Here is a 13,347-nt window from a genome sequence, read left to right as displayed (position 1 = left end):
TAAGCAAATTTAAGGCGTCACGCAATTTGCGCTTTGTTAAAATGAACTTATATTACTTATATGGTGAGAGAAAAAAACTGCGTAATTTTGCAACTCTACAAAAATTATGCTTATGAATACAAAAGATTTATTAGATCAAATTGCTTTTATAAAAGAGATTGATAAAGTAAAATACATTCAACGAAAAACGAAATTATTCAACAGCGATCGATGCGAAAATGATGCCGAACACAGTTGGCATTTGGCTTTAATGGCAATTGTTTTAGCTGAGCATTCAAACGAACCAATTGATGTTTTAAAAGTCGTAAAAATGGTGTTGATTCATGATATTGTTGAAATTGATGCAGGTGATGTTTTTTTATATGATGCAGCAAAAAATCACGATAACACTGATGAAGAACGATTAGCAGCAAATCGTATTTTTGGTTTGCTTCCGCAGAAACAAGCCGAAGATTTTATTGCCATTTGGGAAGAATTTGAAGCCGGAGAAACCAACGAAGCCAAATTTGCAAGATCAATGGACAGATTAGAACCTTTATTGCAAAACACTTCTAATAATGGTGGAACTTGGAAAGAATTTGATGTAAGTTATGACAAGGTTTATGAGAAAAAAAGCGTTATAAAAGAAGGATCCAAAACATTATGGAATTTTGCTGAGGGTTTGATTAATGAAAGTGTTGAAAAAGGGATTTTGAAGAAATAATCAAATACAACCGCATAATCAAATATAGCCTGCGGTTTCAACCGCAGGAAACGAATAGTGATGCGCATTGTGTTCCCGTGGTTGAAACCACGGGCTATGTTTAAATACTATTGTTACCACAATATTGTCATTTCGACGAAGGAGAAATCTTCGCGAGAAGCTCGACAAAGATTGGAGTCTCGTTGCGGAGTTACTTGCGAAGATTTCTCCTTCGTCGAAATGGCAAACTTTACTTAATCTTCGTAAAGTGCAAGTGTAATTTCTACTTTTCAAATTGTTGAAAAGTTTCACAAATATCGGCTCATAAACTTTTTTTTAAGAGTGACATTTCGGGTTTTAATGGGTAAATTTGTTGAACTTCATAAAACAAAATACCACTACAATGGAAGAAATGCTTTTTTATGACCGAATGCAATTCGCTTTCACAATTACCTTTCACTATCTTTTTCCGCAACTTACAATGGGTCTTTCTTTGATCATTGTTTACTTCAAATGGAAATATCTAAAAACTAAAGACGAACAATACAATCACGCCACGCATTTCTGGATGAAAATCTTCGCCCTGAATTTTGCAATGGGCGTTGTAACCGGAATTCCGATGGAATTTCAATTCGGAACAAACTGGGCTAAATTTTCTGAATTAACTGGCGGAATCATTGGCCAAACTCTCGCAATGGAAGGAATGTTTTCTTTCTTTTTAGAATCCTCTTTTTTGGGGATATTTTTATTTGGAGAAAAACTCCTCGGCCACAAATGGCATTTTGTAACCGGATTATTAATTTGTATTGGTTCCTGGGCCAGCGGTTTTTTAATTATCGCTACACATTCGTGGATGCAGAATCCTGTTGGTTATGAAATTATAGAAAACGGTAAATTTGTCCTCAATAATTTTCAGGCTTTATTTTTAAATCCTTGGCTTTGGCCTTCTTATTTACATAATCAAGCTGCTTCATTGGTAACAAGTTCTTTCGTAGTTGCAGGAATTGGTGCTTTCTATATTTTGAGCAAGAAAAATGTTTCTTTTGGGAAACTGTTCTTAAAAACCGGAGTTATCTTCGGATTGATTTCAAGTATAATTGTTGCCGTTCCAACGGGAGATTTGCTGGCTAAAAATGTCGTGAAATATCAACCTGTGACTTTTGCAGCGATGGAAGGGATTTTCCACACCGAGAAAAAAGGTTCTGAAATTGTTTTAATCGGTCAGCCAGATGTAAAAGATAAAAAGCTCGATAACAAAATTGCGGTTCCAAATATTCTGAGTTTCCTGACTTACGGAAATTGGGATCAGGAAATTAAAGGTTTGGATCAATTTGAAGAAGATCTTCACCCAACCAATATTTCAGGATTGTATTATGCCTATCATATTATGGTTGGTCTTGGAACTGTTTTTATTGGTTTAATGGTATTGTCACTTTTTCAATTAATAAGAGGGAAATTGTTCGAAACAAAATGGATTTTGTGGTCGCTTATGTTTATGATGCCGTTCCCGTACATCGCCAATACGACTGGCTGGTACACCGCCGAATTAGGAAGACAGCCATGGCTCGTTTATAATTTAATGCGAACTGCTGCAGGCGCGTCACCAACGGTTTCATCCGGAAACACTCTGTTTACATTGCTTGGGTTTATTGGATTGTATCTTTTACTCGGAATGTTGTTTTTGCTTTTGATTGGAAAAATTATCAATAAAGGACCACATCATGTGGAACTTTCAACAGAAAAAATATAAGTATGGAATTTTTTTGGTACGTAGTTTTAATGGGAATTTTGGCTGTTTATCTGGTTTTAGACGGCTATGATTTTGGTGCAGGAATTATTCATTTATTTTTTGCCGATACTGAAAGGGATAAAAAAGTAATCACGAATTCCATTGGTCCGTTTTGGGATGCGAATGAAGTTTGGTTAATTGCAGCCGGAGGTGTTTTGTTTTTTGCTTTTCCAACTTTATACGCTTCTTCTTTCAGCGGATTTTATTTGCCTTTGATTATGATTCTTTGGCTTTTGATTTTCCGTGCAATTGGTTTGGAAATGCGCGGACAAGTGCATAATCATATGTGGGAAGCGATTTGGGATAAGGCTTTCGGAATTGCAAGTTTGCTTTTGGCACTTTTCTTCGGAATTGCTTTAGGGAATATTGTTCGTGGAGTAAATCTCGGAATGGTTAAAAATGGTGTTTCTACGCAAGAACCGCATTTTTTCTTTCTGCCTTTGTGGAATCCAACTTTTAGTCCGCAGGCAAATGAATTGGGAATTATAGATTGGTTTACGCTTTTCTTAGGAATTGTAAGTGTTGTGGCGTTGACGATTCACGGCGCTAATTGGATTATTTATAAAACGAATTCATCGTTAAACCCAAAACTTAAAAATGTGGTTTTTAAACTGAACTTTGTTTTGCTTATTTTAGTTTTTATTTCACTTGGAATTTGGCATTTTATTGAGCCAAAACCATTTCATAATTTCGTTGAAAATCCGATTCTTTGGTTTTTTCCTCTAATGACTTTTGTTGGAATTGCTGGATTATTCAAAGTACGTTCCTTTAAAAAAGACGGTCATGGTTTTATTTTTTCCACTTTGTTTTTATTGGGTGGATTTGCTTCAACAGCGGTTTCCATTTTTCCGAATGTTTTGCCTTCGACTAATAATGTAAATCCGTCGTTGACTATTTATAATACTGCGGCCGGAGAATATGGTTTGAATGCCGGATTGAGTTGGTTTTTTGTCGCCTTGTTTTTGGTGATAGTTTATTTTATTATTCAGTATCGTGTTTTTAGCGGGAAGATGGATGATGTTGGGTATGGAGAGCATTGAGTTTTTATTTTTTAGCCACGAATTGCACTAATTTTCACGAATTGATTTTTTTTGCCAGTATAAAATGAATTGCCTCCAGTTTTAACTGGAGGTTTTTTGTTTGAATTTGAATTGGGCTTTAGCCAAAATCAGAAAGTTTGGCTAAAGCCTTTTATTTATATAGATTTGTTTAACTCCAGTTAAAACTGGAGGCAATTGAGAAAAAATCAAATATATGTTTTTTAGAAAAAGACTTCTTTCGAAAGCAGATTTTGCGGTAAAATTTGCTAAGCAATTAATGAAAAATAATAAAGGGTTAAAAATTATTTCAATAAATGAACTTGAGATTAAAAGTGAATTTAATCAGGGTGAACATCAACATTTTTTGAATAATGCTTATTCAGAATATATAAATGATCCAAAAATTATTAAAAGGATTATCGAAAAATATGTGAATGGTTTGTCTTCAATGTTTTTACCAAAAGAACTTCTAGATGCGGAAAGAATTTTACCAGTTATTAAGGACAGAAGATTTATAAAAAGTTTAGAAGATATAAATGCTGATTTTGAAAAAAGTCATATTTATGAATTTTATAACGAGGAATTAATTGTTTTTTATGTTGAAGATAGAGAGAATTCAATTCATTATATTTCTAAAGATGATTTAGAAGAAATTAATTTCTCAATTGATAATTTAAGAGAAAAAGCAATTGAAAATCTTTCAAATAATTTCGAAATGAAACGTCATGGAGAGAATGGATATTTTATGTTGACAGCTGGAGGAAATTATGAATCAAGTTTAATTTTACTTGATATATGGAATCATGAAAATTTTTTGGTAGATGGTAGTTTTGTTATCGGAATTCCGTCGAGAGATTTGTTGTTAATTACAGGAAGTAAAGATTCTGAAAATTTACATCGCCTTTACGATTCTGTACAAAATATAAATGAAACAGGAGATCATATTGTTTCAGATAAAATTTTCGAGTTTAAAAATGGAAAATTTGAAGTTTTGCAATTATAGTTGAACAAAAAACTTCAATTTACCCAAGTCTGCGTTAGGGATAGAAGCGGCATCCTTTTGTGACAAATGTTGGTTCTTAATTAACAATGATATTTCCTGGAACAAAAGATATAGCGGATAGCCCGGCCGGAGGTAACGCCCAAAAAAAACAAATCCGTTTATTCCCCCAAATAAACGGATTTTTTAGTTTTTGTCTACAAGTAAAACTAAATCAAAATATTCAAAATATGTGCAAATCTGCTAAATCTGCATGAAACCATAAATTCTAAAATAAAACTTCTTTCGTAATAATATAAAATCCCATTACGAGAACAAACCAACCAAAAAGAGGTTTTAATTTTGCCCCATCAATTTTTTTAGAAAGCTGACTTCCGATAAACATTCCGAGAAGTGCCATTCCGGAAACGCCTAATAAAAAAGGATAATTTATGGGAGTTCCTATATATAAATCGCCTGCGAAGCCAATTGAAGAATTTATTGTTATAATTAATAATGATGTTCCAACGGCTTGTTTCATAGGTAATTTGGCAAAAAACAAAAGTGCAGGAATGATCAAAAAACCTCCGCCGGCACCAAGAAAACCAGTCACAATTCCGACTAAAAAACCAATTATACTTAATTGAATGTAATTTGTTTCGGCATTTTTTATTTCGGGCTGTGGTTTTCGAATCATCGAAATTGCTGCGGTTATCATCAAAACGGAAAAGACAATCATAATCAGAAAATCTTTTGAAACCGAATAAGAAGCGATTGAAAATAGAGTAGAAGCAATTTGTGGAAAAATAACTTCACGAATAATCAAAATCGAAATCACTGAAGGAATCGCAAAATACAATGCCGATTTCAATTTGAGATTTCCCATTTTATAATGACTGTAACTTCCAAATAAAGCAGTCAAACCAACAATAAATAAAGAATAAGATGTGGCTTGCTCCGGATTTACTTTAAACAAATAAACCAAAATAGGAATGGTCAAAATAGAACCGCCGCCCCCGATTAAGCCCAGCGAAATTCCGATAATGATTGAAGCAAAATAGCCAAAATATTCCATTGCATTTATTTTGATGCAAATTTGCTTCGGAAATTAGAAATCTACAGTAACATTTATCACAGAAGACTTAAATAGTTTTACCATTAAGATATTAAGAAAATTAAGTTGCAGCGCTTAATTTTCTTTAAAAACATTAAGAATTAGAAAGTAAAGCTTAAATTTCTTACTATCTTAATGGTTCAATTTATTTTAATAATTCAATCTGGTTTCGGTTGAGTTTTACCAAACCACGTTGTTCCATTTTTTTGAGTAATCGTGAAACAACTTCTCTTGATGTATTTAATTCGGTTGCGATTTCCTGATGCGAAAGATTGACTTCGGAACAGCCACAAGCATCAGAATGACGTTTCAAATAAAACTCCAAACGTTCATCCATAGAACGGAACGCGATATTATCAACAACTTCGAGAACTTCTTCAAAACGGCTTCTATAGGTTTCGATTACAAATTCGTACCAGGAACGATGTTCCATCATCCATTTGTCCATTAGTTGCAACGGAATCATCATAACGGTAACATCTTCGACAACTTTTGCCATGATTTGACTTTTTTCACTTTTGGCAGTGCAAATCATCGAAATGGCGCAAGCTTGTCCGGGTTGCAAATAATACATTAAAAACTCACCACCATCTTCGCCTTCACGGTAAATTTTGATTTTACCTTTAGTTATCAAAACAGTATTTTTGATATATTGGCCGGTTCGCATTAAAATGGTACCCGATTCAAAATGCTGTAAACTTCCATTTTCTTCAATAGTAGAAATAAGGTCACTGGAGAAATTTGGAAAGATGGTTTTTAATGAAGTTTGCATTAGATAGAATTTTTTTGCCTTGAATTTGCATCGTTTAATGGATAGAAATTAATGCTATTCATGGCGAATACTTTGTCAAAATCGAATTAAAATTATATTTTTTTTACAAAGATAATAGATTGAAATGGTATTAATTATCAGAAATTAGTATTTAAGAAGACTTTATGCAAATGAAAAAATCCTATTTTCTATCGGTTTTGCAGACTGAATTTTTAAAAATAGTAAGTAAATTTGTAAATCACTGATTATAATAATTTCTCTAAAACGTTTTCTGAGAATAATAATCGAAATCGCATTTGGTACGTTTTTCATAGGTAGAAACGTCGTAATTTTACAAAAACACATTTATTATGAATTTATCACAAGAGGATTGGGTTAATCAGCTGGCTGCTGACGAGAATGCAGTTATACTGGACGTAAGAACTGAGGACGAATTTAATGATGGCTATATTGAAAATGCTGTAAACATTGATATCAATAAAGGTCAGGGTTTTATTTATGAAATTGAAGAATTAGATAAAAACAAAAACTATTATGTGTATTGTCGTTCTGGTGCCAGAAGCGCAAAAGCATGTCAGATTATGAACGAGTTAGGTATAGAAAATGCCTACAATCTGCTTGGTGGTATACTGGATTGGGAGGGTGATACCGTACAACCATAAAAAGTAAAAAGAGGCATGAAAAGCCTCTTTTTTCATTATAATGCTATTAACAAACCAAATAATAATAACCAAATTATGAGTTTAATACCAGAAGAATTCGAAATTAAAACCCTAATTAACCAGGAAACCTATCTTGTAAACGGAGAATTAAAACACTGGACAGGGCAAACTACACCTGTTTTTTCTACTATTTCTTCAACTGAAAAATATACACCTACTTTATTGGGAGCAATTCCGTTTATGGGAGAAAAGGAAGCTGCTGAAGTTGTGGAAGCTGCCAATGCTGCTTACGATAAAGGACAAGGTTTATGGCCTACGATGAAAGTAGCAGATCGCATAAAATGCATGGAAAATTTCGTTAAACAAATGAAAGAAACCCGTGAGGAAGTGGTCAAATATTTAATGTGGGAAATTGGAAAATCTTTAGGTGATTCTCAAAAAGAATTTGACAGAACTGTCGAATATATTTACGATACTATTGCGAGTTATAAGGAATTAAACGGACGCAGTTCGCATTTTGAAAAAGTACAGGGAGTAAACGCAATGATTCGTCGAGGACCTCTTGGTGTTGTACTTTGTCTTGGGCCTTATAACTATCCATTAAATGAAACTTTTTCTTTGTTGATTCCGGCTTTAATTATGGGTAATACCGTAATTTTTAAACCGGCTAAACATGGAGTTTTATGTATTTCGCCATTGTTGGAAGCTTTTAGAAGCAGTTTCCCAAAAGGTGTTATCAATATAGTTTACGGTCGTGGCCGAGAAGTGGCGTCTCCAATTATGAAATCTGGAAAAATTGATGTTTTGGCATTAATTGGAAACAGTAAATCGGCGATTGCTTTACAAGATCAACATCCAAACAAAAACAGATTGCGTTTGATTTTAGGTTTGGAAGCCAAAAATCCGGCGATAATTCTTCCGGATGCCGACTTAGATTTGGCAATTCAGGAATGTATTACAGGAACATTATCTTTCAATGGACAACGTTGTACGGCCTTAAAAGTTTTATATGTACATGAATCTATTGCAGAAGAATTCAATAGAAGATTTTCTGAAAAAGTAGATGCCTTGCAATTTGGAAATCCATGGGAAAAAGGAGTGGCTTTAACACCGCTTCCGGAAACGGATAAACCAAAATATATTCAGGAATTAATTGACGACGCTGTTCATAAAGGTGCAAAAATCCTAAACGAAAAAGGCGGAAAACATACAGATAATTTTATTTTTCCGGCAGTTTTATATCCGGTAAACAGCAAAATGCGTGTGTATCATGAAGAGCAATTTGGACCTGTAATTCCGGTTATATCTTTTAAAGATATTCAAGAGCCGTTAGACGATATGGCCGAATCAAATTATGGACAACAAGTGAGTTTGTTCGGAAAAGATATAAAAACTTTGGCACCGCTTATTGATGCTTTGGTAAACTTAGTTTGCAGAGTAAACTTAAACAGTTCTTGCCAAAGAGGTCCGGATGCGTTTCCGTTTACGGGTCGTAAAGATTCTGCTGTGGGTACTTTAAGTATTCCGGATGCTTTGCGTTCCTTTTCTATTCGTACGTTTGTCGCTTCAAAAGATATCGCTTATAACAATGAAATTTTGCAGGAATTGCTTAACAGCAAAGAATCAAACTTCATTAATACCGATTATATTTTGTAGTATCAAGGTTATATATTAATTGTAGATGCCGCCTTTTTCTTTTAGAATTTGGCGGTTTTTATTTTTAAGATACTAAGATTCTGAGTTACTAAGTTGCTCAGTTTTCTAGAAAAGTTAATTTTGATGATTAATGTAACATTAAGTTAAAAAAATCCACTAATAGTATATTACGATATTAAATCATCAAAATATTAAAACAACTTATGAGAAAAAGATCAATTCAATTATTTCTTTTTGCGTTCGTGTTTTTTGCCCAAAACAGTTTTGCGCAGGAACTTTATATGCCAAGAAATATTAAAGAAGCTTACGCAAAAGGTACGCGTTCGATGGACGGGAAACCTGGGAAAAACTATTGGCAAAATCATGGAAAATATACCATGGAAATTACTGTCGATGCGAAAACTAAAATAGTAAGCGGAACAGAAACTATCGTCTATGAAAATAATAGCAATGATACGTTAAGAAATCTTAAGATAAGATTTGTAAATAATCTTCATAAGCCATCTGCTCCAAGAAGTGGCGTTGTTAGTCCTGATTTTTTAAGTGAAGGTTTAACGATTACTTCTTTAAAAGTGTCTGGAGAAATTTATAAAGAAGATGCAAAAGGCTGGGGAACTGTTGGAAATGTAAAATTGACAAAAGCTATTCTGCCTCATTCTAAAACGGAAATAAATATTGACTGGAATTATCCTTTATCTAAAGAAAGCGGAAGAGAAGGACAAATTGATGAGTCAACATTTTTTGTAGCTTATAGTTACCCAAGAGTTTCTGTTTTTGATGATTATAACGGATGGGATAGATTACCACACACAGATCGTCAGGAGTTTTACAATGATTTTAATGATTATACCTATTCTGTAAAAGCACCTAAAAATTATGTTGTTTATGCAACCGGTGATTTATTGAATCCAGATGAAGTGTTGCAACCTGATTTTGCAGCTCGTTTAAAAAAATCTTACGTTACCGATGAGGTAATGCATATTGCCAACGAACAGGAAATGAAAAACGGATTGGTAACCAAGCAAAATGAATGGAATGTCTGGAAATTTGAAGCAAAACATATCTCTGATGTGTGTTTCGGATTAAGCGATCATTATTTATGGGATGCCAGCAGTGTTTTAGTAGACAAAAAAACGAATCGCCGTGCAAGCGTTCAGGCAGCGTATGATGTAAAAGGAACTGATTTTGTAGCTTCGGTAAAAAATAATCAGTATGCACTGGATTGGTTTTCGAATAACTGGCCGGGAATTCCTTATCCGTTTTCTAAAATGACTGCTTTTCAGGGATTTGCTGATATGGAATATCCTATGATGTGCAACGATTCACAAATGGGAGATCCTAAATTTGCACAATTAGTTCAGGATCATGAGGTAGCACATACTTACTTTCCTTTCTTTATGGGAATCAACGAAACGCGTTATGCTTTTATGGATGAAGGTTGGGCTACGACTTTTGAATACTTGATTGGAATCGCAGAACATGGTAAAGAGGAAGCAGATAAATTCTATAAAAGTTTTAGAGTAGAACATTACATTCAAGATCCATCTACAGAGGAAGATCAGCCAATTATCTCTATGTCTTCTCAGGTTTCTGATGCTGGTTACGGAAATAACTCTTACGGAAAAGCTTCTCTTTCTTATCTTGCTTTAAAAGATATGCTTGGTGATGATTTGTTTAAAAAAGCATTACATGCTTATATGGAGAACTGGAATGGAAAACACCCAATTCCTTGGGATTACTTTAATTCGTTTAATACGGCAACAGGGAAAAACCTGAATTGGTTCTTCAACAACTGGTTTTTTACTAATAATTATATTGATGTTGCAGTTAAGAACGTTGCAAAAAATAGTGTTTCAATTGAAAACGTTGGTGGTTTCGCAATTCCGTTTGATCTGATTGTCGTTTATGCAGATAATTCAACAGAAACAATTCACCAGACACCAGCGGTTTGGCAAGCCAATCAAAAACTGGCAACCATTGATTTTAAAAATAAAAAAGAGATTAAAAAAGTTACTCTTGACGGAGGAATTTTTATGGATGCAACTCCGAAAAATAATGCATGGCCGTCTAAATAATTGCTATTAAACTAATAAAACCGTCTTTTCGATCCCGGAAAGATGGTTTTTTTATAGAATCATAAATAATTTTCTTTATTTATATTTACTATCTAATAACTTTTAAACAAACCAATTATAACTATGATAAACAACAATCTGCAGTCTGTCTTTATAAAAAAAATATTTTTATTTGGTTTTTTCCTGATGTTGACCGGTTTTGGTTTTGCCCAAAACAAGAATACAATTCAAATAGGTACAATTGACAGCATTTCTTCAAAAGTATTAAATGAGCAAAGAAAAATCTTGGTGCATTTACCTAAAAGTGCACAATACGGCGGTTTTGCAAAGCAAAAATATCCGGTTGTTTATTTGTTAGATGGCGACGCTCATTTTAACTCCGTAGTTGGGATGATTGAAGAATTAAGCGAGATTAACGGAAATACGCTTTGCCCGGAAATGATTGTTGTTGGAATTCCAAATACCAATCGTAATCGGGATTTAACGCCTACACATTCAGAGATTGATTTGCCTTTTGTTTCTAAAAACGTAAGCGAGCAATCTGGCGGAGGAGAGAAGTTTGCCGAGTTTTTAGAGAAAGAATTGATTCCGTACATTGATAGCAAATATCCAACAGCACCTTATCGAACATTAATTGGACATTCGTTTGGAGGATTAACTACAATTAATATTTTGACAAATCATACTAATTTATTTAACTCTTATGTTGCAATTGACCCAAGTATGTGGTGGGATCATCAAAAGTATTATGCGGAAACTGTAAAGAAACTTGCCAGTAAAAATCTAGCAAATGTTTCACTCTTTTTAGGAGCGGCAAATACAATGGATGATTCAATGGATCTTGTAAAAGTTCGAAAAGATACAACTGTTTTTACAAGGCATATAAGATCGATTTTAGATTTGAATGATTTTTTAAAACAAGATAAAAAGAGCAAACTTAATTATGGATATGCATACTATAAAGATGATAATCATGGATCTGTGCCTTTGATTGCGACTTATGATGCATTACGTTTTATTTTTAAATTTAATCAACTGAAGCTTTCAATTCCGGAGCAGATTAATTTTAATAAGGACGTTTTTACCAAAATTGAAAAACATTTTGAGAATGTTTCAAGCCATTTGGGGTATAAAGTTCATGTGCCGGAAAACACGGTAAATGTGTATGCGTATCAATCTCTTGGAAAAAAAGATCTGGATTTGGCAGGCTATTTATTTAAGTTAAATGTTGCCAATTATCCGCAAAGTCCAAACGTATATGATTCTCTTGGAGATTTCTATAAAGCAAGCGGAGACAAGAAAAGTGCCATTACCAATTATGAAAAGGTATTAAGTCTCGACAAAAATTTTCCTGAAACAAAAGGGAAATTGGAGCATCTTCTAAAATAATTAATTTCAATAAAACTAAAATGTCAGGAGAGAAGGATTTGCAAATATTATTAAAAAGCATGAAACCGGAGCATATTCCGGGCGAGTATGTTTTTTGTAAAGTGGATGATTTAGAAAATTTGAATCTGAAGGAAATTGAAATGTTTTTTCGTGAAAAAGAAGCAATTACTTTAATTCTTAAAAAAGAAATTGCAGAGCGGCTAAAATTAGAGTTTTCAGTTGTAATGTCATGGATAACACTTTCTGTACATTCTTCGCTTGAAGCTGTTGGTTTGACAGCTGCATTTTCGAAAGCACTTTCAGAAAAAGGAATCAGCTGTAACGTTGTTGCAGCATTTTATCATGACCATATTTTTGTAAATAAAAGTGATATAGACAAAGCAATGGAAATTTTGAATTCGTTTGCATTATAAAAATATAAGTTTTTTGTAAGATTAAATTTGTTATTGACAATAAAAACGAAGATTTTTTTTATTATTTGCTAGGCTGGCATAATAAAATGTGGAAAACCGTAAATTTCCGTAACATTTAATTATTATGTTTGACAAAAAAATAACAATAGCATAACTTAATGAAAAAAATTATTACTCTAATTATCTTGTTTACTTCAATAAAAAGTTTTTCGCAAGATGATCCAAAAATAGCATTTCAAAAAAGGAAATATGATTTAGCAGTGTCATATTATAAAAAAGATGATTTAAAAAATGCTTTGGATTTATTCTCTATTGCTTCCCGCATAAAACCAGAGAATCAAATTGGAAAAGATGCAGCGAAACTTGTGGGTTCGATCAAAAGTGATTTGCGAAAACTTATGATGGAGCATGCAGTGGGAACTTGGGAAATTTTTGGTGACAAACCTTTATGGGCAGTTAGCACACATAATAAAGATGATAATCACAAAGAGTTGCTTGAAATTAGTGAAACTAAAATTTCGCATTACGAAGTAAATAAAGTTACGAATGAGAAGAAACTAGTTAAATCTGAGGATTTAGTTTTTTATAGTGAAGTAGAATCGGATGGTCTTTACTCACAAGTTATTCTTGCAAATGGTGAAATTTGGAATTGTAGTTTTAATGAAAATTGGACTGAAATGCATACCATTTGCGTAGGTAAAAAAGAAAATGGTAAGGTTGAAAAAATTACCACAAACAATGAAGAATTATTTTTCGTTAAAGTGAAATAGTAAAAA

General features: G+C 33.2%; 12 protein-coding genes. 10 read left to right on the top strand and 2 right to left on the bottom strand.

Features of this window, described 5'->3' with window-relative positions; all coding sequences use genetic code 11:
* Nucleotides 1-112: 112 nt before the first annotated feature.
* The 4 genes from BD847_RS13625 to BD847_RS13610 all read left to right on the top strand — a co-directional run bounded on the left by BD847_RS13625 (nucleotide 113) and on the right by BD847_RS13610 (nucleotide 4,514).
* On the top strand, nucleotides 113-703 hold the full coding sequence (locus BD847_RS13625; protein ID WP_208641804.1) for an HD domain-containing protein: 591 nt from the start codon (nucleotides 113-115) through the stop codon (nucleotides 701-703).
* Between the two features lie 382 nt (nucleotides 704-1,085).
* Nucleotides 1,086-2,432, top strand: a complete 1,347-nt coding sequence (locus BD847_RS13620; RefSeq protein ID WP_115888815.1) for a cytochrome ubiquinol oxidase subunit I — start codon at nucleotides 1,086-1,088, stop codon at nucleotides 2,430-2,432.
* A 2-nt stretch (nucleotides 2,433-2,434) separates the two neighbouring features.
* Nucleotides 2,435-3,511 carry a cytochrome d ubiquinol oxidase subunit II gene (cydB, locus tag BD847_RS13615; protein ID WP_115888814.1) on the top strand — a complete coding sequence of 359 codons (1,077 nt, stop codon included), beginning with the start codon at nucleotides 2,435-2,437 and terminating at the stop codon, nucleotides 3,509-3,511.
* Between the two features lie 214 nt (nucleotides 3,512-3,725).
* A complete protein-coding gene (locus tag BD847_RS13610) occupies nucleotides 3,726-4,514 on the top strand; it encodes a DUF1444 family protein (protein WP_115888813.1) in 789 nt (262 codons plus the stop codon).
* A gap of 265 nt (nucleotides 4,515-4,779) precedes the next feature.
* Here BD847_RS13610 and BD847_RS13605 read toward each other — a convergent pair whose 3' ends face one another.
* Both BD847_RS13605 and BD847_RS13600 read right to left on the bottom strand, forming a co-directional pair.
* Nucleotides 4,780-5,565 (bottom strand): sulfite exporter TauE/SafE family protein, encoded by a 786-nt coding sequence (locus BD847_RS13605; RefSeq protein WP_115888812.1) that lies wholly within the window; start codon nucleotides 5,563-5,565, stop codon nucleotides 4,780-4,782.
* A 184-nt stretch (nucleotides 5,566-5,749) separates the two neighbouring features.
* Nucleotides 5,750-6,376, bottom strand: coding sequence for a Crp/Fnr family transcriptional regulator (locus tag BD847_RS13600; RefSeq protein ID WP_115888811.1), 627 nt, complete (start codon nucleotides 6,374-6,376; stop codon nucleotides 5,750-5,752).
* Nucleotides 6,377-6,726: 350 nt separating this feature from the next.
* Between BD847_RS13600 and BD847_RS13595 the strand changes: the two genes are divergently transcribed.
* The 6 genes from BD847_RS13595 to BD847_RS13570 all read left to right on the top strand — a co-directional run bounded on the left by BD847_RS13595 (nucleotide 6,727) and on the right by BD847_RS13570 (nucleotide 13,341).
* Nucleotides 6,727-7,038: a rhodanese-like domain-containing protein gene (locus tag BD847_RS13595; protein WP_115888810.1), complete on the top strand. Its 312-nt coding sequence runs from the start codon at nucleotides 6,727-6,729 to the stop codon at nucleotides 7,036-7,038.
* A 75-nt stretch (nucleotides 7,039-7,113) separates the two neighbouring features.
* The gene (locus tag BD847_RS13590; protein WP_115888809.1) at nucleotides 7,114-8,694 is read left to right on the top strand and encodes an NADP-dependent glyceraldehyde-3-phosphate dehydrogenase; all 1,581 of its coding nucleotides are present in this window, start codon (nucleotides 7,114-7,116) and stop codon (nucleotides 8,692-8,694) included.
* A 203-nt stretch (nucleotides 8,695-8,897) separates the two neighbouring features.
* The gene (locus BD847_RS13585) at nucleotides 8,898-10,769 is read left to right on the top strand and encodes a M1 family metallopeptidase (RefSeq protein ID WP_115888808.1); all 1,872 of its coding nucleotides are present in this window, start codon (nucleotides 8,898-8,900) and stop codon (nucleotides 10,767-10,769) included.
* A gap of 123 nt (nucleotides 10,770-10,892) precedes the next feature.
* Nucleotides 10,893-12,158, top strand: a complete 1,266-nt coding sequence (locus BD847_RS13580) for an alpha/beta hydrolase-fold protein (RefSeq protein ID WP_208641803.1) — start codon at nucleotides 10,893-10,895, stop codon at nucleotides 12,156-12,158.
* Between the two features lie 20 nt (nucleotides 12,159-12,178).
* Nucleotides 12,179-12,571, top strand: a complete 393-nt coding sequence (locus BD847_RS13575; RefSeq protein WP_115888806.1) for an ACT domain-containing protein — start codon at nucleotides 12,179-12,181, stop codon at nucleotides 12,569-12,571.
* Nucleotides 12,572-12,729: 158 nt separating this feature from the next.
* Nucleotides 12,730-13,341, top strand: coding sequence for a hypothetical protein (locus BD847_RS13570; RefSeq protein WP_115888805.1), 612 nt, complete (start codon nucleotides 12,730-12,732; stop codon nucleotides 13,339-13,341).
* Nucleotides 13,342-13,347 lie beyond the last annotated feature (6 nt).

It is taken from the genome of Flavobacterium cutihirudinis, assembly GCF_003385895.1.
Taxonomy (GTDB): Bacteria; Bacteroidota; Bacteroidia; order Flavobacteriales; family Flavobacteriaceae; genus Flavobacterium; species Flavobacterium cutihirudinis.
Note: the sequence above shows the minus strand (reverse complement) of the source record. Positions and strands in the feature narration are given on the sequence as shown.

Coding starts and splice junctions, on each gene's coding strand:
- BD847_RS13600 (WP_115888811.1), bottom strand. CDS start 6,376: ATGCAAACTTCATTAAAAACCATCTTTCCAAATTTCTCCAGTGACCTT.
- BD847_RS13610 (WP_115888813.1), top strand. CDS start 3,726: ATGTTTTTTAGAAAAAGACTTCTTTCGAAAGCAGATTTTGCGGTAAAA.
- BD847_RS13625 (WP_208641804.1), top strand. CDS start 113: ATGAATACAAAAGATTTATTAGATCAAATTGCTTTTATAAAAGAGATT.
- BD847_RS13575 (WP_115888806.1), top strand. CDS start 12,179: ATGTCAGGAGAGAAGGATTTGCAAATATTATTAAAAAGCATGAAACCG.
- BD847_RS13605 (WP_115888812.1), bottom strand. CDS start 5,565: ATGGAATATTTTGGCTATTTTGCTTCAATCATTATCGGAATTTCGCTG.
- BD847_RS13580 (WP_208641803.1), top strand. CDS start 10,893: ATGATAAACAACAATCTGCAGTCTGTCTTTATAAAAAAAATATTTTTA.
- BD847_RS13570 (WP_115888805.1), top strand. CDS start 12,730: ATGAAAAAAATTATTACTCTAATTATCTTGTTTACTTCAATAAAAAGT.
- BD847_RS13595 (WP_115888810.1), top strand. CDS start 6,727: ATGAATTTATCACAAGAGGATTGGGTTAATCAGCTGGCTGCTGACGAG.
- cydB (WP_115888814.1), top strand. CDS start 2,435: ATGGAATTTTTTTGGTACGTAGTTTTAATGGGAATTTTGGCTGTTTAT.
- BD847_RS13585 (WP_115888808.1), top strand. CDS start 8,898: ATGAGAAAAAGATCAATTCAATTATTTCTTTTTGCGTTCGTGTTTTTT.
- BD847_RS13620 (WP_115888815.1), top strand. CDS start 1,086: ATGGAAGAAATGCTTTTTTATGACCGAATGCAATTCGCTTTCACAATT.
- BD847_RS13590 (WP_115888809.1), top strand. CDS start 7,114: ATGAGTTTAATACCAGAAGAATTCGAAATTAAAACCCTAATTAACCAG.